Origin of the sequence: Sphingomonas sp. GCM10030256 (genome assembly GCF_042666415.1) — a bacterium.
Taxonomy (GTDB): Bacteria; Pseudomonadota; Alphaproteobacteria; order Sphingomonadales; family Sphingomonadaceae; genus Sphingomicrobium.
Map to the genome: position 1 here is coordinate 1 of NZ_JBHTDI010000003.1, position 21,978 is coordinate 21,978.

Genomic DNA, 21,978 nt, shown 5'->3' on the forward strand with positions numbered 1-21,978 from the left:
GTCCTCGGTGACCACTGCACAGCTCCAACAAGCGCCCGGCGAGCGGACCTTTGTTCGACTTCGCCTCATGTCTGCGGCTGGTGGGAAGCGGAAAGGCGGCTTTCGGGTTTGGACCGGCAGGAAGCAGACGTTCGCCCGTGCGGATCATCGGGCTACTAAGCACCCTTCAAGGTGCTCAGCTCGCACTCACTCAGGGTGTCAGCATAATCATGGTTGAAGTACTGGCCTGAACCGGTTCCGAGCGGCTCCTTCGCCCAGGGCTAATTTGGCTAGATCAGGGACCTGTTGGCGGAGCTGGGAAGCTTAGCGGAGAGACCGTTGCTCCAGGTGAGCCGAGAGTCGCCGCGCGGTAGATGAACGTTCCCATGGGAGTGTAAGTGGCTGCCTCGGTAAAAATAAAAGCCGACAGCATCGTGGCTATACCCCAGCCCCAGGCCGGATGAGCCGCACGACTACGCCGCCAATCTGCAAAGATACCTGAGAAAGGAAACAACAAAGACAGCGCGAACGCGGTTTCCCATGCAAATGGCATGAGTAACGGCATCGGGAGGAGCCGGCCGATTGCTGGCATCAGTAGAAGAGACATCGCGCAGAAGTGCAGTCGGCGATGCCATCCCGTTTGTTTTCGCATGAGGATCGCGGTCAATGTCAGCCCGACGAAGCCCAGAAGCGTCGCGAGATCGAAGATCAGGAAGTGCAGCGGTCGAAAGACGAATGGCACTTGGGCAGCCCGCACCATTGCAACGGTTGCGTATGAACCCACTATGATCATCGGAACCAGCCAAAGCGCGGCAATCCAACCTAATTTACGATGAAGGTTCATCTGAGCACTGGCGGCGGAGACGTTTTGTATGAGGTAAATCGCCACCCACCCCATGAACACGATCGCATGCAGATGAACGCGCATAGGAGCGTGAAAGGTTGAGCGGCCAGCCAACCACTGCATGGAGAATCCAGCAATAATCACGATGGTCATGAGGACAGCTGCACGCAGGAAGAAGCGCTCGTCTGGTGCCTGTGCTGCAAACGGCTTTTGGGCGATAGTTGCCATCGGTTAGTGCCTCCCCCGTGCTCAGACTGCACTCAGCCACGATCGTCTGCAATGGGTTGGACTCAGACTCTGCAACTTAGCTTCCAAACGGCCGCTTCCACACCACAGCCGCCGGGGACCGGACGTTCTCTTATCGATCAGTTGCCCGCGACCGGGCTGATCCACCCAGGCGTCTCCTCGTGGTGGATAGCGGAACGGCAGCTTTCGGGCGAGAACGGGCGAATAGCAGTCTCTTGTTCATGCGGGGCGCACGTATGCTTGGCATCTACCCCGGCTAATGGTTCTCCGCGCAATGAGGTTTTCGTCCTCTAGGTCCTCCGCGCTGGCCCGCATCTTAGCCTATTGTTAATCTTGACAAACCCCTCGAACAATTAAGATGATCGTCCGGCTGGTTCCACCAGCGTACGGGGGATTAAATGATTGCTAAATTAGCCCGCGCGGCCGTTTGCGCCGCCGCTCTTTGCGTGTGCGCGCCAGTAGCGGCCCAGGAGAAGACGGGAAACAAGTCTGGATTTACATTGAAGCCCGGAGCCGCGCGCATCATTCTAATGCGACCTGCAATCAAAGTAGGCGCGCAGTCGACCGGTGGGATGTACGAGCCGAACGCGGACTGGACGCTTCAGGCTCGGGACTACATCGGCCAAGCCCTTCGGAGTTGCCAGGCGAAGCTGGGCAACGAAGTCATCGTTTATGACGAGGGCACGAGCGGGGAGGGCGCGCTCGCCAGCCAGTACGGCAGTCTCTTCGGCGCCGTTGCAGACTCGGTCATCGAATATCAGTTCTTCCGCGGCAATCGCTTGCCCACCAAGGTTCGCAAGGACGCCTTCGAATGGAGCATGGGGCCGGGCCTCACCCATCTTCAGTCGCTTCAAGGCGCCGATTACGCGCTCTTCATCAACACCTACGACGCTTACGGATCTACGGGGCGAAAGGTCCTGCAGGTTGTGGGACTGCTTGCGGGTGTCGGGATCACGTCCGGCGTTCACTGGGGGCACGCCGGCCTGGTTGATTTGAAGACAGGCGAGTTAGTGTGGCTCAACGCCGATCGGCAGATGGGTGGCGACGTTCGCAGTGCAGATGGCGCTGTGAAGCGAGTCCGCCAGTTGCTCGAAGGTTTCCCGGGAAAGCCGAACACCACTCAGCAAGACGCGGTCTGCTGAAATGCGAGCATCGAAACTCGCGATCGCCGCTGCTGCAGTGCTTGCTGCTGCTCCTGCCGCAGCGCAGTCAGGACAGAATTCCCTGCCGACATACGTCCAAGCCTATGAGCCTCGGACCGTGGACGAGCGCGGCATGTGGATGGAGGCGGATGAGGTCGAGCGCCAACTGCGTGACTCTCCGCTGGTTATTCGGGACGAGCAGCTCAACAGCTACGTAAAAGACGTTCTTTGCCGAACGGTTGGCGCCGAAAGGTGCAAGTCCGTCCGGGTTTACGTCCTAGAGGTGCCGGCATTCAACGCAACGATGTACGCGAACGGCGCCATGACTGTCTGGTCGGGGTTGCTGCTTCGTGCTCGAACTGAGGCCGAGCTTGCTTCAGTGCTCGGGCACGAGTTCGGCCACTTCGAGCTTCGCCACACGCTTGCCGGTTTTAAGCAGCGCCGGTCGGCCTCCGATGTGCTGGCTTGGGCTTCCGTGCTTGGCGGCATGGCTGGCACCGACACGAGCATGCTGCAGATCTCATTGATCGGTTCCATGTTCCGGTTCAACCGCGAGCAGGAGCAGGCAGCGGACTTGCTCGGCCTAAAATACCTTGGCGCATCCAATTACCCGGCGCGAGCCGCATCCGACATTTGGCAGAACATCATGGCCGAGGCCGACGCGACTGCCATCGGTCGAAAGAGAAAACCGCGACAACGCTACTCTGCCGGCTTCTTCGACACTCACCCGACAGAGCTGAAGCGTGCTCTCTATCTGCGGGCGGCAGCCGCAAAGATGCCAGCCAGCGGAGAGAACGGAGCGATGGCCTATCGATCCGCCATGTCCAAACACCTTCCGCGCTTTCTGGCCGCACAGATCAAACTGAACGACTTTGGCGGCACAGAATTTCTTCTGGGTCAGCTTGCAGCAGGAAGCGGATGGAGCGGCGACCTACTTTTCGCAAGGGGCGAACTCTACCGCCAACGCGGAAACCCACGCGACCTTGTTTCTGCCGCTCAGTTCTACGGCGAAGCGATTGCCGCCGGATACTCGGCTCCTGACGGTCGACGGAACCTAGGCCTGGCTCTCCTGAGAAGCGGCCAAGCCTTAGAAGGCAAGACTGCCCTGCAGCAATACCTCAAGCTCAGCCCCGATGCAGCGGACGCTAAGGCAATCTCCGCGCTCGTCACCAATTAAGGAACGCCAGATGCATAAACTCTCGCTCATTGTCGCTGCATCGCTCGCACTCACTGGATCACCAGCATTCGCAAACTCCCTGGTGGCGCCCGGACCGCGCGAGAAGATCGCCCGGTCTTCGCTTGGTGCCGTCCCGCAGAACGAGTGGAACAAGCTCACGGCACGTGGAGGCCGCAACGTCGAGGTTTGGACCCTAGACGGTGATGCCCTCAACAAGGTGACGTTCTACGGCGGGATTGAGGTCGGTAAGCCGCTCCTGCGCGAGGCGGACAAGAAGGATGCTCCGCTTCCTCGCGTGACGCCGAACATGCTGATCACCGACATTCCTGCGATCTTGGAGTCCACCTATCGCGTGCAGCTCGGCGTTAGCCAGATGAGCATCGATACGCAGGAGCCTGCACTCATCGCCGGGCACAAAGGTATTCGCTTCACGTACAGATTCGTGCGTCAGGACGAGGAGGTCGCGCGCAAGGGCGAGGCCGTTGGAGCGTTCGTGGGCAATCGCCTGTACCTCGTCGCCTACGAGGCACCGGCAATCCACTTCTTCGACAAGGACGTGGACAAATTCCGGCAGCTTGCTGCCAGTCTAAAGTTCTAGCTGCAGGCATGACGGCGAGACACTCGTTGCTGGTCGGCGCTGTGCTCTGCCTGACGTTCGGCCTCGAGGTTGGGAGCCCAGCGGCTGCTCACCCGGGGGGCCTGAACGCAGAAGGTTGCCACAATAATCGAAAGACAGGTGGTTACCACTGCCATCGAGGAGCGGGCGCGGTTCCATCGCGTGTCTCGCGGCTAGTTTCGGGACCCAGCGGCCGGGAGTTTGCGAACTGCAGTCAGGCGCGGGCGGCCGGCGCTGCTCCGGTTCGAGCGGGTGACCCCGGGTACGGCAGGCACCTGGACCGAGATGGGGATGGGGTCGGCTGTGAGTGACTGAGCGCGGATGTTTCAGGATCTCGGACGAAGGCCCAGTCTGCTGGATCGGCTGCGAAGAGCGCTGCGGCCTCAACCTCAATCCTCGGGAGACCTTCCGGTCAGGCAGGTACCAGGCGAAGAGACACGTAGAGTGCGCTGCGACACACCGTACCTATGGCTCCGCGCGACCATCATAGAGTGCTGCAGCGAGGCTAATCGATGAATCTGGAACAAGCTTACCTTGAACACATCTTACTGTTCCTCCGGTCCGATGATCCCGATGACGGCCTCCTGAAAACCTTGATGAACAGCTGGTATGCACATCATCGGGGAGGGCCGTTCCTGAACGACAGACTGAAGCCGAGATGGTTTCGCAGACGCTGCCGAAGTGCAAGCGTACCTGAAGGCTCGGTTCACCTTGGCGCTACTGACCAAGCGCGAACACGACGTCGACCTCAAACCCTACAAGTCTTGTATGGTTGAACTTTGGTCTGACGATGAATTCGATCTCGATCCGTCGACCCGCTATTGTCGCTACGGGGCGGAAGCCGCGTCAATCGAGTACCGTATCCAACTTGCCCACGAGCCTGCGAGCTCGTCGTGAAGTCCTGTAGCTAAAACGGTAAACAGCCGCTGGAACTGCTCGAACAGGCGATGGGAATGTAAGAATTGTGACCGGGATTGGTGGACAGCTCTTGGTGGGAAGCGGAACGACCGCCCTCGAGCGGTCAGCGTGGGCAACCGGTCGTTCGTTCACCTGGCGGGCAAGTGATCTCGGCGAGGCTGGTGCTAGACACAGCCAGTCTGGGTGACCAAAATCTTATATTTTACGAAGACCTCGATTGCTGCGATGCAGTTCAAATGGTCAATTTCGATGCTTGGTGCGGTACGGCTGATAGCAAAGTGGGGCTGCATGATCTTCGGGTGATGGAGGGCATAGCCGCGCAGCTTCAGTTCGGAATCGAAGCCACTGCGGCAATAGTGCCGGGTCATTATGCTTCTGAGGAGCATGTGGCCCGCGCGCTGCGGTTGCTCGGTAAACCTGCGGCGGCGGCGATGATCGAGCAGAAACTCCCTACAACCAAATCGATCCGTTCGGGGGACCTTGGCGAGATTTTCGCGACCGAATGGATCGCGGCCAACGGCACCTATCAGGTTCCAATAAAACGGCTGCGCTGGAAGGATCATCGCAACATGGCGATGCGCGGGGAGGATGTGATCGGCATTGCGCAAGATCCGGCCACCTTTCAGCTCACTTTCCTGAAAACAGAAGCCAAAAGTCGGGCTAACCTAACGGGGCAGGTGGTGACCCAGGCACGCGCCGGGCTCGACAAGGATGCGGGCCTGCCCTCCGGGCACGCGCTCAGTTACATCTCGGCGCGCTTAGTGGAGCTCGGCAATCACGCTCTTGCTGATGCGATCGACAACGCGACGTTCCAGATTGGCATCCAGCCGCAGTCGGTCCGGCACCTGCTGTTTACCTTCTCCGGCAATGCGCCTGACGGAATGCTGACGATGGCGCTACAAAACTATGCCGGCGGTTTTTCGCAATGGAGTGTCGGTCTGCGTGTAGATGGCCACCCTGCGTTTGTCGGTGCAGTCTACGATCGCGTGATCGCAAATGCCAACCAACCCTGACGCGATCCGCGCCGCAGTCGAGCTTGCGGCCAGTGCTGGCTTTCGTGGGCGGTTGATCGCGCGTGGTCAGGCTCGGGCGATGATCTGGCGCGACGGCGTACTTCCCCCCGACGCTCCGCCCTTTTCCCCCCGGCTCAGCTATGATCTTACGACCTATGCCTATGCCCTATTTGATCTCGGGCTCCGCAATCTGGAAATGGACGCGGATCCAGCGGTTTCGCGGTCGGCCTTCGAGCAGGCCGCGATGGCTCTTGAATCGGTAATCGCCAAGGGCGGCCAGTCGGCCGATCGTGACTTTCATTTCGTAATGGCGGCCACGGCGTACCACCTCGCGCAGCTATCGGCGCGCTCCTATTCGTTGCTGAGTATCGTCGCGTCGGATAACAATTTCTCCCGGGTCGAACGCGCACTGGCTTTGTTGATGCGGCGCGATTTCACTGCGCTTGAAGCCGAAATCGTGGCATTCAAGGCGTCCGGCGTCGCAGCCGACGAGCGGATCGCTGCCGAGATCGCGGCGATCGTGGACACCGCCGATCTCATTGGGATTGCCGAGGACGGCAGCGACGTCCTCATCGACAGCGTCGACCTCGCTCTGACCGACAAGTTCTATGGCGCGATCGCGACCTACCTACTTGCTCTCGAGCGCGGAGAGGCCGCGCTTGTCGAGCAGGGCCTCCAGATGCTGCGTGACGGGTTGCGGGCCGCCGCCGATCTCAACCTGGTACCGCAATGGTGGGCGTTTCGGGTCGCTATCCACCTGCTGCATGATTTGTGGGACAGCACCTTCCATCGGCTAGTGCCGCTCGAGCCAGCGGGCGGCGCAGCTCCGGATTGGACGACGCTGCGGACGCTGCTGCTCGCCTCGCTGCACAGGCGACCTCGCGCGGAGGTTGATCTTTGGCCTTCGCAGATCGAGGCCGCAGGACGCGCGGCGGATCAACTCGACGATCTCGTCGTGTCGCTGCCGACCAGCGCGGGCAAGACTCGCATTGCCGAGCTATGCATCCTGCGCTGTCTCGCAAGCGGCAAGCGCGTCATGTTCGTGACCCCGCTGCGCGCGCTTTCGGCGCAGACCGAAGCGACACTGCAACGTACCTTCGGGCTTTTGGGGAAAACAATCTCCGCGCTCTATGGTAGCATCGGCGACAGTGGCCTCGATGAGGATGCCATCCGCGAGCGCAATATCGTCGTCGCGACCCCTGAAAAGCTCGACTTCGCGCTCCGCAACGATCCGAGCCTGCTGGACGATGTCGGCCTGTTGATCTTCGACGAGGGGCATATGATCGGCCTCAACGAGCGCGAGGTCCGCTACGAAGTGCAGGTGCAGCGGCTGCTGAAGCGGGCCGATGCGGCAACGCGCCGCATCGTTTGTCTGTCGGCCATCCTGCCCGACGGGCCGCAGCTAGAGGATTTTGCTGATTGGCTGCGCCGAGATGCACCGGGTGGATTGATTAAGAACGACTGGCGTCCGACGCGGCTACGGTTCGGTGAGATCGCGTGGAACGGTCAGACCGCCAGGCTCGAACTGCGTGTCGGTGACGAGCGCCCATGGGTCCAGACATTTCTGACCGGCGCGGCCCCACCTCTTTGGATACCGCCCAAGCGCCAACGCACGCGATTGTTCCCCGATAATCAGCGTGAGCTGTGCCTTGCCACGGCATGGCGGCTCGTTGGCGACGGCCAGACGGTGCTAATTTATTGCCCCGAACGTCGCAGCGTCGAACCCTTCGCTGACGTCATCGTCGATCTTCATGAACGGGGCGCACTGGCATCCTTGTTGGTCGATGACCCCAACCGCCTCAATACCGCACTCACGCTCGGTGCAGAGTGGCTTGGCCCAGACCACGCCATTCTCAAATGCCTGCGGCTGGGCGTCGCGTTGCATCATGGTGCATTGCCCACCGCCTACCGCAAGGAGATCGAACGGCTTCTGCGCGAAGGCATATTGAAGGTCACCATTTCGTCGCCGACGCTGGCGCAGGGCCTCAATCTGTCGGCCACCACCCTCATCATGTACGCGTTGCACCGCGCCGGCGTTCGCATCGAGGCATCCGAGTTTAAGAACGTGATCGGGCGCTCGGGACGCGCCTATGTCGATGTGGAGGGCTTGGTTCTCTATCCAATGTTCGGCGACGTCGCGCGCAAGCGTCTTACATGGGAGGAGCTCCTCAACGATCTTGGCCAGCGCGACATGGAGAGCGGGATGGTGCGGCTCGTCATCGAGCTGCTCAGGCGACTGCACGCCCGACATGGGGGCGATATCACTCAGCTCGTCGAATTTGTTGCCAACAACGCTGCCGCCTGGGAGTTTCCGGAGGTACAGGGCGAGCTTCCTCCAGCGCGCGAGCGCGCGCTCGCAGCGTGGGAAGAACAACTCGCGATGCTGGATACCGCAGTGCTGGGCCTGATCGGTGAGTTCGACATCGCCGATGCCGACATTCCCGCCACGCTCGACGCGGTGCTGCAATCGTCGCTGTGGCAGCGCCGACTCCTGAGGTACAACGACGTCAACCGCGCGGCACTCGGCAAAATGCTCGAGACCCGGGCGCGGGTCATCTGGGCGCAGTCGAACGCCGCGCAGCGGCGCGGCTACTTCCTAGCGGGCCTCGGCCTGAAGTCGGGGCACGCGCTCGACGCGATCGCGCCGCAAGCCAATGCGTTGCTGGTCAATGCCAATGCCGCGCTCCTCGTCGGAAATCAGGACGGTACGATCGAAGCGATCACCGGACTTGCCGAAATGGTGTTCGCGTTCCAGCCGTTCACGCCGGATCCACTCCCGGGCAATTGGCGGCAGATTCTGCGCGCTTGGCTGCTCGGGGTCCCCCTCGCGGAGATCGGCGGCAATCCGAACGAGACGCTTCGCTTTGTCGAAAACGGCCTTGTCTATCGGTTGCCTTGGGCGATGGAGTCGATCCGGGTCCGCGCGGCGGCCAACGGCGATCTCGTCGGGGACTTTCAGGTCGACGATTATGAGCTGGGCCTCGCAGTGCCGGCTGTAGAGACCGGCACCATGGTGCGCTCGTCGTCGTTGCTCATCCAGGCCGGCTTCAATTCGCGACTTGCGGCAATCAAGGTAGTCCAAGACACGGGCGCGACCTTCACCTCTGGTGACGAACTGCGGGCTTGGCTCAAGACGCCCGAATTGGCGCAGTGGAGCGCGATGCCGGACTGGCCGACCGCCGAGACGAAGCCGATGTGGCTCGATTTCCTTTACGGCTTCTCGCCGATCGACAGCCGCATCTGGTCGGAGCGGCGCTTCTACGCGAACGTTCAATGGACGGGTATCCCGCCAACTCCCGGGGCGCCCGTGCGCGCGCACCATATCGGCGGGCAGCCATGGATACTCGATATCGCAGGCGGCAAGCTTGGCGTGATGCAGGCGCCACTTAATCCGGAACGGCGTGGGCTGGCCCGTTTGACCGTGTCGGCCGAGCCCGGGCGTGTCGACATCAGCTATCTAGGACCACCGGACCTGTGGAATATCTGACTCGCCGCAGCTTCCTTTTCGACGCCCACGGTGGGCCAAAGTGGGCAGAGGATGACGATGATATTCGTGCGAACCGGCAATTGGCAGAATGCGAGAAATCGATTGAACGTGTGAGGGCGCTCGCTTCCACTACGTCCCGTCATGATAGACGTCCGCTTTCGAGAGATGCGGGCAAGCGGCACTGAACGTCTAATCGTGGGTCTTATCGGGAGGCTACCGACCTCGATGAACGAACGTCCGCTCACGGGCGGCGTCGATCAGGGTCTGAACGTCGGCTTGTGGGTCTAACCAGACTCTAGACGTGCTGATCGAACGTCGGACTGCCAAGCCACTCGCTGGAGAGCTGCCGTTTCACCGACAGCAGCTTCACTCATTCAAATGAGTGTCGAATTTGGCCGCTAAGAGCCTGCCTGCCTGCCGATACGGTGATCAGACTTCTGCTGTAGCGTGAGCGGACTGATCGATGGTTCGCTCAAAGTAGGCTTGTACGACGGTCACGGTCAGCTTGTCGTAGAGGCACGGCGATCCTGACCGCCAGCTCCGAAGAGATCGAACTTCGAAAGCAAGCTTAGAAGGCTTTTGGTCTATCCAGCGTCGACTGACGCTCGACCCGCCTCAGCCGGACGCTGCAAGTAGGTAGCTCGCAGCGTCGGTGGGCATACAGCACTGACCGATTGGGCAGGCGATTCGAGCCAAAGGATAATGTGGTGGATGCCCGACGTGGATTCGAACCACGATTGACGGAGTCAGAGTCCGTAGTCTTACCATTAGACGATCGGGCAGCACGGGGCAGCGCTTGAATGCCGCGGCAGCCACCTAGGAAGTGGCCGGGGCGCTGTCAACTTGCCCCGCCCGCCAACTTCCGCTTAAACTTGCCCCAAGTCAGCCGCGGATGCTTTCCGTGGTGAAGGAAAGAATGGGTCTACCATGGCGCAGCCTGTCGCCAGCGCGCCGCTTGGCTCCGGAAAAGGGGCGGCGGCCATCGTCAAGCCACCGCCACGAGCACCGACTCGCCACACCTATGGCGCGATCGACCTTGGCACCAACAATTGCCGGCTGCTGGTCGCACGTCCGGTCGACGGCGGCTTTACCGTGGTCGACGCCTTCTCCCGGATCGTCCGGCTGGGGGAGGGGCTGGCGACCAGCGGCCGGCTGAGCGCCGATGCGATGGATCGCGCGGTGGAAGCGCTCGCGGTCTGCGCCGACAAGCTGAAGCGCCGGCGGGTATCGCTGTCGCGCTCGGTCGCGACCGAGGCCTGCCGCCGCGCTGCCAACGGCCGCGAGTTCGCGGAGAGGGTAAGGCAGGAAACCGGCGTTCTGCTGGAGATCATCGCGCCGCAGGAGGAAGCCCGGTTGGCGGTGCTGGGCTGCCACAAGCTGCTGGGGCCCGGCGACGGGCCAGCGCTGATTTTCGACATCGGCGGCGGGTCGACCGAGCTGGTGCTGGTCGAGCCGGGCGAGGACCTCGAAGCGCCTCGGATTAAGGCGTGGTGGAGCGCGCCGTGGGGCGTGGTGTCCCTTACCGAAAGCGAGGGCCGGGAAGCGATCGAGGGCAAGGACCGGGTCGCGGCCTATGCCAGGATGCGTGAACGGGCGCGGCATGCCTTTGCCCGCTTCGCCGAGCTGCTGCCCACGGACGCCGAGAATATTCGCCTGCTCGGGACCAGCGGCACCGTGACCACGCTCGCGTCGGTGCACCTGGCGCTTCCGAGCTACGATCGCCGCGCGGTCGACGGACTGCATGTCCCGATCGAGGCAATGCGGGCGATCAGCACGACCATCGCTGAGATGGACTTCGGCGAGCGGTCCGGGCTGCCGTGCATCGGCGAGGAGCGGGCCGACCTGGTGGTCGCGGGTTGCGCCATCCTGGAAGCAATCCTCGACATCTGGCCGGCGGAGCAGCTGGGCGTTGCCGACCGCGGAATTCGCGAGGGAATCCTGCGCAGCCTGATGGCGCGCGACGGGTATGTCCTCTAGGACCAGGCGGTGAAACGCATCCGCACCGCCAAGGGCCGCAAGGTCGGCTCGACCAAGTGGCTCGAGCGGCAGCTCAACGACCCTTACGTCAAGCGCGCCAAGGCCGAAGGCTATCGCAGCCGCGCCGCCTACAAGCTGATCGAGCTGGACGAGAAGTTCGGCCTGCTGAAGGGCGTCAAGGCGGTGATCGACCTCGGCATCACGCCGGGCGGCTGGAGCCAGGTGGTTCGCAAGAAGGCCCCGGCGGCCAAGGTGGCGGGCATCGACCTGCTGCCGACGGACCCAATCGACGGCGTCGCCATCCTGCAGATGGACTTCATGGACGACGCGGCGCCCGACGCGCTGAGGGAGGCGCTGGGCGGGCCGGCGGACCTTGTCCTGTCCGACATGGCGGCGAACACGGTTGGTCACCCGCAGACCGACCACCTGCGGACCATGGCGCTGGTCGAAGCGGGAATGGAGTTCGCGACCGAAGTGCTGCGTCCCGGCGGCGCCTATGTCGCCAAGGTTTTGGCGGGCGGCACGGACACGGAGCTGCTCGCTGGCCTCAAGCGTCACTTCACCACCGTAAAGCATGCCAAGCCACCAGCGAGCCGTAAGGGATCGAGCGAGTGGTACGTCATCGCGCAGGGGTTCAAGGGCGCCGCCCCGAGCGATAGCTAGGTCCGGCGGCGCGGCGGCGAATGTTCACAATGTTCACGGTGACGAGCGCCAAAAACGGCGGTCGTTGCTGTTACGCAATAAAACCTGTCAAAGAGCCGCACAGCGCGGTGCGGCGGCACTGAAGCAGGCGCAATCCTATTGTTCAAGGATCGGGCGGAGGCTTCATGCTCGTGGGTTCCTTTGTGAAACCCTCATCTCAATACAACGGCTTAGGCCTCCATCACCGTTAAACCGCCGAAGTGGAAGAGGTGACAAGGTCGGCTTTCCAATTGCTGCTGAACGCCATGCCTGCTCTTCCTCGCGCCGCTGTGGAACACATGTCCAGCACCGCCAAGGCGCGCCTGCTGGAAGCGGACAATTACCGATCGAGACCTTCACGATCCTTTATTACGGCGAGGGACAAGCCGACGGCTTCTTCGGCGAGATCGATGAAGACACGTGGATCGAGAGACGGGACGGAAGCAGCTTCATTTACACAGAGCTCTCCGAAACACCCGATCAGGTGGTCCTGTTCGATGAGTCCCGCCAGCGCACCGTGACCATCGACTGGCCGACCTTCGACCTTACGATTGAAGACAACGGCTCGGAGGTGACGTACGAAGTCACCGACTTTTCCAAGTCTCTTCTGCCGTTTGTCCCGCCCGAGTCGTGGGTCTAGCTCGCTCCGACGAGCGGCCTGCGCGCAACTTATCCGGGCGATCGAGGACATTCGTTCGGCAACATTGTTTCACCGCGATGCGGGTCAGCCGCTGATCCGGCGAGCTCCCGGACCGATGTCCTGAACCGATGGCCAACTTCTTGATGCCGCCCGCTTCTGCAAGGAGGCAATTTCCCGCCCCGTGAACGACGACGATGCCGGCCCGAGCGCACAGGTCCAGACCTATGGTGCGTTCGTGGCCGCGTCTGGGCGAGCGAACCTGACGATCCCGTCACCCGGGCAGGCGTGCCGCGGCAACTGAGCGCGTTCGCTCAGGCCTTTGCGCGCGCGTCGGTGATCGCTTCCTTCAGCACCTCATAGCCGACGGCTCCGTTCATCACCCGGTCGCCGATCACGAACACCGGGGTGCCGGTCGCGCCAAGGGAGCCGGCGATCTGGAAGTTGCGGCGGAGTTCGGCGTCGATGTCGGGGGAGCGTGGCGGGGCGAAGGGGATGCCGGCGGCCTGCGCGGCGGCCGTGAGGGTCTGCTCGCTGGGCCGGCCGGCGGCATAGAGGGTGTCGTGGAACTGGCGGAACCTGCCGGCCTTTGATGCGGAGAGGGCAAGCCGGGCGGCGACTTCGCTGGCGGGGCCAAGGATCGGGAATTCGCGATAGACGACGCGGAGCTTCGGGTCTTCCTTCAGCAGGCGCTCGATCACCGGAACACTCGCCTTGCAGTAGCCGCAGGCGTAATCGTAGAACTCGATCAGCGTGACGTCGGGCTTTTCCGCGCCCGCCCAGCTGCTCCCGAACGGTGTCTCCAGCGCCGCGCGATTGGCGGCCAGCACCGGCGCATATTGCTTGTCCCGCAGCAGGTCGGCGGTTTCGACAAGGATCTCAGGCTGTCGCTGCAACGCCCGGCGGACCAGCCGGTCGCCCCAGCCGGCCTGCGCGCCGACCACGATTCCGATCAGGACCAGCGCTGCGCCGATCATTCCCCCGAGGATCGCCGCACCCCACGGCGAACCCTTTGCCCCATCGCTCACTTGTCGTCGCGCCCCTTGTTCTTCTTCACTTCGGCTTCGCTTACCATGAGGATGTCCTGCGCGCGAAGGGCATCCGGTGTCCCCGCCGGAATGCCGCGCACCGCCGTGCGGGCGCTGGCAAGCGCGAGCTTGGGCTTCCCTTCGAGACTATAGCGCTCGGCGGAGGCGAGGGCGGCTCGGGCGATGTCGCCCTTGCGGTCGTAGATGACGCCGAGCTGGTACCAGGCAAAGGGATTGTCATTGTCGCGGTTGACCGCGGTCTTCAGCACCGCTTCGGCTTCCGGAAAGTTTTCCTTCTTCTCGGTCGCGATCAGTGCATGGCCGAGCATGGCGGCGATCATCGGCTGGTCGGGCGCTTTGCTGACCGCTTCGCGCAAGGGCGCGAGGGCCTCCACCGGCTTGCCCGATTCCAGCAGGACCTGACCTTTGAGCTCGAGGAAATAGGGGTCGTTGGGAGCAGTGGCGAGCAGGGCGTCGGCCTCGGCGACGGCTTTGTCGCGATAGCCCATGCGGTGGTAGGCGTAAGCGCGGGCGTAGCGGGCGGGCACGGACGTGTCGCTCGCCGGATAGCGCTGCAGCACCTGGTCCTTGTCGGAGATGTAGCCGATCAGCTTGGCGCGGACGCGCTGGAAGCGGGCTTCAAGCGCCGGATCGGTGGCACGGGTCCAAGCCCGGTCCTTCTGGTAAAGCGTCTGCAGCGCGGAGATGCGCTCGCTGGAAAGCGGGTGGGTGCGGTCGTAGCTCTCGGTCGCATAGACGGCGAGGCGGAATTCCTGGTTCTGGAGCTTCTTGAAGAAGTCGAGCGACCCCTTGCCGCTGACGCCCGCGGCCGCGAGGTAGGCTGCGCCGGCGAGATCCGCCGAGGATTCCTGAGTGCGGGTGAAGGCGAGGAAGCGGCCCATTGCGGCCTGCTGCCCGACCGCCATCGCGGCCATGCCAGCCTCGCCCGCGCCCGCCGCCATCGCCAGGCCGCCAAGCACCAGGCTTAGGATCGAGACGGCGCTGGCCTGCTTCATTCCGTCGTAGATGCGCAGCGAATGGCCGCCCGCGACGTGGCCAAGTTCGTGCGCGACCACGCCTTGCACCTGGTTGGCGTTGTCCGCGGCCATCAGCAGGCCGGTGTGGATGTAGACGATCTGGCCCTGCGCGACGAAGGCGTTGATTTCCGGGTCGTTGACCAGCACCACCCGCACGGCCCGGGGGTCGAGCCGAGCCGCCTGGATCAGCGGTTTCGACATGTCCGCGAACAGCTTTTCGGTCTCACTGTCGCGCAGGATCGACTGGGCCGCCGCCGGCTGCGCGGTCGCAAAGCTGGCGATCAGCAGCAGCATGAGCAGGCGGGCGAAGGTGGTCACGCGTCGCATGGGTCCGCCTTCATGCCCGGTGGCTGAACGGGAGGTGAAAGGAGCGGGGCGGCACGAAGCAATCCAGGGCTCTTGGAGAGAACTGGATTGCTTCGCGTCGCTTGCAATGCCGGGCTTTAGCCGAAGGTCCGCTGCCACCAGCCGCGGCGCGGCGAAGAGGCGGGATCGGTTTCGCTTTCAGCCGTGTCGTTGCTGGCTTCCTGAGCCAGTTCGGGCTGGGCCTCGGCGGCTTCGGTGGAGGCTGCGACCGGCTCGGCTGCGGGTTCCGGCGCGGCCACGGGCTCGTCGGTGGCCGGTGCCTCTGCCGCCGGTTCGGCTGCAACGGCTTTCTTGGCGCGGGAGCGGCGCTTCGGCTTGGCCGGCGCTTCCGCATCCTGGGCCGCGACGTTGCCCGGGGCCTCCGGAGCGATGGTGTCGAGCGCCGGAGCGGGCGCTTCCTGCAGCGCCGCCGCGGCCTCGGGGGTGGCACCCTCGGCTTTGCTCGCGACAGGCTTGCGGGCCCGCGGACGGCGACGAGCTTTCGGCCCCTCGGCTCCGCTCGGGACAGTCGTCTCCTCCTCGGCCGCAGGCTGGTTTTCAACCGGCGCTTCGGCGGGGGCGATCGGCGCGTCCTGCGACGGAACCGGCTCCTTCATCGGAGCCTCCTCCGGCGAGATCGGCTCGTCCTGCGGACGCTCGGCATCCGCGCCATGCTCCTGGTCGCGGTCCCGGCGACGGCCTCCACGGCGGCCGCGGCGGCTGCGGCGCGGAGCCTCCTCGCCGTCGTCGCTCGCCGCCTCGACCGGCTCGGCCTTGATCGACTCGGTCGGCTCGGCCGGAGCCTCGACGAACTCGCCGGCTTCCCCTTCCGGAGCCTCGCTGCCGTCCTCGCGGCGGTTGCGTCCGCGCCCTCCGCGGCGGCGGCGGCGGCGGCGGCGGCCGGAACGATCGTCCTCGTCGCGCTCCTGCTCGGTGCGACCGGACTCCTCGCCCTCCTCTTCTTCCTCTTCCTCTTCCTCTTCGGCCAGCTCGATCTCGTCGATTTCGGGCTCATCGTCATGGACCGGGGAAGGCAGCGCCTGGCGCGCCGGCATCACCGGGCGCGGGCCGGAGCTTTCCACGCTCATCCGGGCGCCTTCGAAACTCTGGTCGACCAGCACTTCGACGAGGACGCCGTAGCGCTGCTCGATGTCGGCGAGCTCGGCGCGTTTCTTGTTGAGGACGTAGATCGCGGCTTCAGGCCCGGCGCGCAGGCAGACCCTGTCACCGCGGCCGCGAGCGGCCTCGTCCTCGATCATGCGCAGCGCGCTGAGGCCCGCCGAAGAGGCTGTGCGCATCAGGCCGGTGCCGTCGCAATGCGGGCAGGCCTTCGTCGATGCCTCCAGCACCCCGGTGCGCAGCCGCTGGCGGCTCATTTCCATGAGGCCAAAGCTGCTGATCCGCCCGACCTGGATGCGGGCGCGGTCGTTCTTGAGCGCTTCCTTCATCGCCTTTTCGACCTTCCGGACGTGGCCGGACTGTTCCATGTCGATGAAGTCGATAACTACCAGCCCGGCCATGTCGCGCAGCCGCAGCTGTCGGGCGATTTCCTGAGCGGCTTCCAGGTTGGTGGCGTAGGCGGTCTGCTCGATATTGTGTTCGCGGGTCGACCGACCCGAGTTGATGTCGATCGAGACCAGCGCCTCGGTCGGGTTGATCACCAGGTATCCGCCCGACTTCAACTGCACCAGCGGCTGGTACATGCCGGCGAGCTGGTCCTCGACTCCGTAGCGCTGGAACAAAGGGGTCGGGTCGACATGCTGCTGCACGCGGCGGACGTGGCTTGGCATCAGCAGCTTCATGAAGCCGCGCGCGGCTTTGTAGCCGTCCTCGCCTTCGATCAGCACTTCCTCGATCTCGCGATGGTAGAGGTCGCGGATCGCGCGCTTCACCAGGTCGCTGTCGCGGTAGATGAGCGCGGGTGCGGAGGAGTGGAGGGTGTTGTCGCGCACTTCGTCCCACAGGCGGGCGAGATAGTCGAAGTCGCGCTTGATCTCGGTCTTGGTGCGCTCGAGGCCGGCGGTACGCACGATCAGCCCCATGCTGCTCGGCAGCTTGAGGTCGGCCATGATCGACTTCAGCCGCTTGCGGTCGGCGCCGTTGCTGATCTTCCGGCTGATTCCACCGCCGTGCGACGTGTTGGGCATCAGCACGCAATAACGGCCGGCGAGGCTGAGATAGGTGGTCAGCGCCGCGCCCTTGTTGCCGCGCTCTTCCTTGACGACCTGGACCAGCAGCACCTGGCGCCGCTGGATCACGTCCTGGATCTTGTAGCGACGGCGCAGGTTCTGGCGCTTGCGGCGCAGTTCGTCGGCAGCCGCTTCGTTTTCGGACGGCTTGCGGCCGCGGCGCCGGCCCTCGGTTTCGCCATCCTCGCCGTTCTCGGCCGCTTCCTCGTCGGTTTCCTCGGGACGGTCGTCATCGCGGCCGTCATCGTCGTGGTGGCCGTCGATTGGCTCGAGGTCGTCGGATTCGGCGCGGAGTCGTTCTTCCTCGGCCGCATGTTCCGCTTCCTCGCGCAGCAGCGCGTCGCGATCGGCCTTGGGGATCTGGTAATAGTCGGGGTGGATCTCGCTGAAGGCGAGGAAGCCATGACGGTTGCCGCCGTAATCGACGAACGCCGCCTGGAGCGACGGTTCGACGCGGGTAACCTTGGCTAGGTAGATATTCCCCTTGAGCTGCTTGTGCTCAGCGGACTCGAAGTCAAACTCCTCGATCCGGTTTCCCTTGACGACGGCGACCCGAGTTTCCTCCGGGCGGCGCGCGTCGATCAGCATGCGCATGGTCATTGAAAAGTCTCCGGGCGCGCGGGCCGGACGGAGCCAGGCGGCGCGCGCGTGTTGCATCCATCAGCGGCGCGGCGGGGCCGGCGGCGATGGCGATAATGGTGGAAGCGGTGTCTTCTGCTGCAAGTGCCGCCTGGCCGGTCGCCAGGAAACGCGCGCCGCTCGCTGGAAGGAGGAGCGGGGTACGGGCGTTCTTCAACGTCATGCAGCGTCAACCTGTGAAGGCCACGAACCCATAGAAAGCTGGTCGCGGCACCGGCCCGGCAGGCGAAATCCCTGCGAACCGCGGTCGGCGTAGCACCCCGTTTGGCTTGCCGCAACCTGAACGGACCGGACGCCCAAGGAAACCGCGCATTAACCACGATCTGGTGTTATTGACCGACGAACGATGCGTGAACCGGGGTACGTTCAAGTGGCGGGTGAAGGGGGATCGAGAGGGCGGAGCGGGCGGCTCGCCGGGGCAGCGCTGGTCGGCGGGTTGTGCCTGGCCGCGGGCGTGGCGTTCGCCGGCGGAGTCGGTGACGGAAGCCCCGCGCGCGGCGGCATCGGCTCCGTCCAGACCCTCGCGCTGGCCGCCCCGGTCGAGGATGTGGTGATCACCGAGGCGCGGGCGCCTGGCCGTCCGCTGGTGATCATCGACCCTGGCCACGGGGGCGCCGATCCGGGCGCCAAAGGCGTGTCGGGGAACGTTCGTGAAAGCGACATCACGCTTCAGCTGGCGCGGGAATTACGGCAGGCGCTGGCGGAGCGGGGGCGGGTCCGCGTGGGCCTGACCCGCGACGGGGATTTGACGCTGACCCTGGACGATCGTTCCGGAATTGCCCGCCGGCTGGGCGCTGACCTGTTCCTGTCGATCCATGCGGACAGTGCCGCCAATCCGCTGGCCAGGGGAGCGACGGTCTATTCCTTGTCGGATGTCGCGTCCGATCCGGATGCCGCGCGCTTCGCCGCGGCGCTGAACGGAGCCGAAGGGATCGGTACGGGGGCTGGGGGCAGCGCGCAGGCACTGCTCGCCGACCTCGCGGTGCGCGACCAGATGGACGCCTCGGCCGATTTCGCCGTGCGGGTCCTGAACAAGGCCGCCGGCCGGGTGGCGCTGCGTCCCGAGCCGCACCGCTTTGCCGCTTTTCGCGTGCTGCGTTGTGCTGAGGCGCCGGCCGTGCTGTTCGAGGCGGGCTACCTCAGCAACGTCGAGGACGAGGCCATGCTGCTGTCGAAGGAAGCTCGCGCCCGCATCGTGGGAGCGCTGGCGCAGGCGATCGAGGTTGAACTGGCCAGCCGGGCCGCGGCACGAAGCCGCTGACGTTCCAGACGCGGCAGCGCTTTCCGGCAAGGTAACGCTTTCCGGCGTGCCGCGAAGCGTCTAAATGGCCGGGAAGATGGACGCTCTCGCCTCCCCCCGCTCGACTCCGCTGCTGGATTTCCACCGCCGGGCGCATGACCGCGCGCAGGGCTGGTGGACCAACCGCTGGGTTCGCCGGCTCGCTTACGTCGCGCTCGCCGGTTACGCCGCATTTATCGTGGTCTGGGTGGTGTTCGCCGCCGGGCTGCCGTCGTCCGAAAAGCTGCTGGCGTACCAGCCGCCGCTGCCGACCAATGTGCGGGGCTATGACGGGCAGCCGGTGCAGACCTTCGCCCGCGAACGCCGCGTGGAGCTGAACTTCGACGAATATCCCAAGGTGGTGATCGACGCGATCATCTCGGCCGAGGACAAGACGTTCTTCAGCCACGGAGGGATCGACTACCCCGGCCTGATCGGAGCGGTTGGCGACTATGCCAAGCGATCGGTCAGCGGCGGCCGGGCGCGGGGCGGTTCGACCATCACCCAGCAGGTCGCCAAGGCGCTGCTGCAGGACGACGAATATGCGATCAGTCGCAAGATCCGCGAGGCGATCCTGGCGTTCCGGCTTGAGAATACCTTGTCCAAGGAGCGCATCCTCGAGCTGTACCTCAACCAGATCTTCCTTGGGCGAAATGCCTATGGAGTGCAGGCCGCGGCGCGGGCTTACTTCGACAAGGACGTTGCCGACCTGACGATCCCGGAAGCGGCCTACCTCGCCGTCCTGCCCAAGGCGCCGTCCAACTACGACCCGGTGCGGGCCGCGGGCAGGGCGCTCGAGCGCCGCAACTATGTGCTCGGGGAAATGCTCAACAACGGCTACATCACCGAGGCACAGCGGACCGCGGCCGCCGCGACGCCGCTCGGCACCATTCCCTACGGGTCCAACACCAAATTTCGAGAGCAGGGCGGCTATTTCATGGAGGAGGTCCGCCGCGACCTCCTGAAGCGCTTCGGCGAGAATGGGGACGCCGGTCCCAACAGCGTCTACGCCGGCGGCCTGTCGGTGCGCACCTCGATGAACCCGGTGATGCAGGATGCGGCGGCGAATGCTCTGCGTGAAGGCCTCGCCAAGTTCGACGGCGGCCGAGGCTGGCGCGACCTTGGGCTGACGATCGACATGGACCAGGAGTGGCGCGGCCAGCTCGACCGGACCCCGGTTGGCACCGGCTTCCCGGACTGGAAGAAAGCGGTGGTGTTGTCCAAAGCGGGCGGTTCGGCCGAGATCGGTTTCGCCGACGGGAGCACCGGAACCTTGCCCTCCTCCGCGGCGCAGCAGCCCAAGCGCGGGGTCGGGGGCTCGGCCTTCAGCCACCTCAGGCGCGGCATGATCATCATCGTCAAGCAGCTCGGCACCAACAGCTATGCGCTGCGCTCCATCCCGGAGATCGGCGGCGGCTTCGTCGCGCAGGAGGTCCGCAGCGGGCGGGTGCTGGCGATGCAGGGCGGGTTCGACGCGATCGGCTCCAGCTACAACCGCGCGACCCAGGCGCTCCGCCAGCCCGGATCGACGTTCAAGCCGATCGTCTACGAAGCGGCGCTCGAGAATGGCATGACGCCAGCGTCGATCATCCCCGACGCGCCGTTCTGCGTGTGGCAAGGGGCGGGGCTGGGCAACAAATGCTTCGTCAACTTCGATCGGCGCTATTCCGGGCCCAAGACCATGCGCTGGGGCGTGGAGCAGTCGCGCAACCTGATGACGGTGCGGACCGCGTCGCAGACCGGGATAAGCAAGATCACGGCCAACGCCAAGAAGCTGGGCGTCGGCGACTACCCCAACTATCTGTCGATCGCGCTGGGCGCCGGTGACACGACGGTGCTGAAGCTGACCAACGCCTACGCGATCCTGGCCAATCACGGCCGAGCGATCACCCCGACGCTGATCGACTATATCCAGGACCGCAACGGCAAAGTCATTTTCCGCACCGACAAGCGCTGCGAGGTGATGGACAATTGCAACGCGCCCGATTGGGACGGCAAGGCCATGCCGCGGCCGCCGTCGCGGACCCGGCAGCTGCTCGACCCCCAGGCGGCGTTCCAGATGGTCCACATCCTAACCGGCGTGATCGAGCGCGGCACGGCGACAGTCCTGCGCGACCTGAACCGGCCGCTGTTCGGCAAGACCGGGACGACCTCGGGCCCAACCAACGTGTGGTTCATCGGCGGCACCCCCGACGTCGTCGCGGGAACCTACTTGGGCTATGACCAGCCGCGCTCGATGGGCGGAGCGGCGCAGGGCGGGCGGCTGGCGGCGCCGATCTTCAAGCAGTTCGCCGAGGTCGCATTCAAGGATCAGCCGCCGGTGCCGTTCGTGGCTCCCGCCGGGATCCGCATGGTCCGCATCGACCGGGCCAGCGGCAGGCGCGTGTTCGGCACCTTCCCGACCCGGGAGGACCCCAAGTCGGCGGTGATCTGGGAAGCGTTCAAGCCGGAGACCGAACCGCGCCGCACCATTCGGCGCGAGGAAGCAGTGGCGGTCGCGGCGAGGGCGGACCGGCCGGTACGGCGCAATGCTTCGGCTCCCGCACGCTCCCGCCCGCGCCCTGCGGCCCCCCGGCCGGCTGCCGAGACTCCACCGGACAGCGACTTCTTGCAGAGGCGGGGCGGCATCTACTAGGTCACGCCCCAGTACCGCTCATGCTGAGGAGCCGCTGAGCTTGCCGAAGCGGCGTCTTGAAGCACATCGGTCCTTCGAGACGAGCCTTCGACAGCCTTCAGCTGCTCAG

The 21,978-nt window shown here is 64.4% G+C and carries 15 protein-coding genes and 1 tRNA gene; 11 read left to right on the forward strand and 5 right to left on the reverse strand.

Annotation, left to right across the window (positions count from 1 at the left end; all coding sequences use genetic code 11):
- Positions 1 to 274: 274 nt before the first annotated feature.
- On the reverse strand, positions 275 to 1,051 hold the full coding sequence (locus tag ACFQPG_RS11075; RefSeq protein WP_380813165.1) for a hypothetical protein: 777 nt from the start codon (positions 1,049 to 1,051) through the stop codon (positions 275 to 277).
- A gap of 416 nt (positions 1,052 to 1,467) precedes the next feature.
- Between ACFQPG_RS11075 and ACFQPG_RS11080 the strand changes: the two genes are divergently transcribed.
- The 6 genes from ACFQPG_RS11080 (at position 1,468) to ACFQPG_RS11105 (ending at position 9,422) form a co-directional block, all read left to right on the forward strand.
- Positions 1,468 to 2,211 carry a hypothetical protein gene (locus ACFQPG_RS11080; protein ID WP_380813168.1) on the forward strand — a complete coding sequence of 248 codons (744 nt, stop codon included), beginning with the start codon at positions 1,468 to 1,470 and terminating at the stop codon, positions 2,209 to 2,211.
- Position 2,212: 1 nt separating this feature from the next.
- Entirely contained in the window at positions 2,213 to 3,388 is a 1,176-nt protein-coding gene (locus tag ACFQPG_RS11085; protein WP_380813171.1) for a M48 family metalloprotease, read from the forward strand.
- Between the two features lie 10 nt (positions 3,389 to 3,398).
- Complete coding sequence (locus tag ACFQPG_RS11090; RefSeq protein WP_380813174.1) at positions 3,399 to 3,986, forward strand: hypothetical protein; 588 nt, start codon at positions 3,399 to 3,401, stop codon at positions 3,984 to 3,986.
- Positions 3,987 to 3,994: 8 nt separating this feature from the next.
- Entirely contained in the window at positions 3,995 to 4,315 is a 321-nt protein-coding gene (locus ACFQPG_RS11095) for an excalibur calcium-binding domain-containing protein (protein ID WP_380813176.1), read from the forward strand.
- A gap of 843 nt (positions 4,316 to 5,158) precedes the next feature.
- A complete protein-coding gene (locus ACFQPG_RS11100; protein ID WP_380813179.1) occupies positions 5,159 to 5,935 on the forward strand; it encodes a Hachiman antiphage defense system protein HamA in 777 nt (258 codons plus the stop codon).
- Between the two features lie 79 nt (positions 5,936 to 6,014).
- Positions 6,015 to 9,422, forward strand: coding sequence for a DEAD/DEAH box helicase (locus ACFQPG_RS11105; protein WP_380813181.1), 3,408 nt, complete (start codon positions 6,015 to 6,017; stop codon positions 9,420 to 9,422).
- Between the two features lie 708 nt (positions 9,423 to 10,130).
- Here ACFQPG_RS11105 and ACFQPG_RS11110 read toward each other — a convergent pair.
- A tRNA-Gln gene (locus ACFQPG_RS11110) sits at positions 10,131 to 10,204 on the reverse strand.
- Positions 10,205 to 10,349: 145 nt separating this feature from the next.
- Between ACFQPG_RS11110 and ACFQPG_RS11115 the strand changes: the two genes are divergently transcribed.
- The 3 genes from ACFQPG_RS11115 to ACFQPG_RS11125 all read left to right on the forward strand — a co-directional run bounded on the left by ACFQPG_RS11115 (position 10,350) and on the right by ACFQPG_RS11125 (position 12,720).
- Positions 10,350 to 11,399, forward strand: coding sequence for a Ppx/GppA phosphatase family protein (locus ACFQPG_RS11115; RefSeq protein ID WP_380813183.1), 1,050 nt, complete (start codon positions 10,350 to 10,352; stop codon positions 11,397 to 11,399).
- A 9-nt stretch (positions 11,400 to 11,408) separates the two neighbouring features.
- Positions 11,409 to 12,062, forward strand: a complete 654-nt coding sequence (locus tag ACFQPG_RS11120) for an RlmE family RNA methyltransferase (protein WP_380813186.1) — start codon at positions 11,409 to 11,411, stop codon at positions 12,060 to 12,062.
- A gap of 64 nt (positions 12,063 to 12,126) precedes the next feature.
- Positions 12,127 to 12,720, forward strand: a complete 594-nt coding sequence (locus tag ACFQPG_RS11125) for a hypothetical protein (RefSeq protein ID WP_380813189.1) — start codon at positions 12,127 to 12,129, stop codon at positions 12,718 to 12,720.
- A gap of 311 nt (positions 12,721 to 13,031) precedes the next feature.
- Here the strand turns inward: ACFQPG_RS11125 and ACFQPG_RS11130 are convergent, their stop codons facing one another.
- The 3 genes from ACFQPG_RS11130 to ACFQPG_RS11140 form a co-directional block, all read right to left on the reverse strand.
- Positions 13,032 to 13,745, reverse strand: a complete 714-nt coding sequence (locus ACFQPG_RS11130; RefSeq protein WP_380813192.1) for a DsbA family protein — start codon at positions 13,743 to 13,745, stop codon at positions 13,032 to 13,034.
- On the reverse strand, positions 13,742 to 15,109 hold the full coding sequence (locus tag ACFQPG_RS11135) for a M48 family metalloprotease (protein ID WP_380813195.1): 1,368 nt from the start codon (positions 15,107 to 15,109) through the stop codon (positions 13,742 to 13,744). Before ACFQPG_RS11135 ends, ACFQPG_RS11130 begins: the two co-directional genes overlap by 4 nt.
- Positions 15,110 to 15,225: 116 nt before the next feature.
- Positions 15,226 to 17,916: a ribonuclease E/G gene (locus ACFQPG_RS11140; protein WP_380813198.1), complete on the reverse strand. Its 2,691-nt coding sequence runs from the start codon at positions 17,914 to 17,916 to the stop codon at positions 15,226 to 15,228.
- 385 nt (positions 17,917 to 18,301) lie between these two features.
- On the opposite strand from ACFQPG_RS11140, the gene ACFQPG_RS11145 reads away from it, so the two are divergent.
- Together ACFQPG_RS11145 and ACFQPG_RS11150 are read left to right on the forward strand one after the other, a co-directional pair.
- Positions 18,302 to 19,216 (forward strand): N-acetylmuramoyl-L-alanine amidase, encoded by a 915-nt coding sequence (locus tag ACFQPG_RS11145; RefSeq protein ID WP_380813200.1) that lies wholly within the window; start codon positions 18,302 to 18,304, stop codon positions 19,214 to 19,216.
- A gap of 76 nt (positions 19,217 to 19,292) precedes the next feature.
- A complete protein-coding gene (locus tag ACFQPG_RS11150; RefSeq protein ID WP_380813755.1) occupies positions 19,293 to 21,869 on the forward strand; it encodes a penicillin-binding protein 1A in 2,577 nt (858 codons plus the stop codon).
- Positions 21,870 to 21,978: the final 109 nt, after the last annotated feature.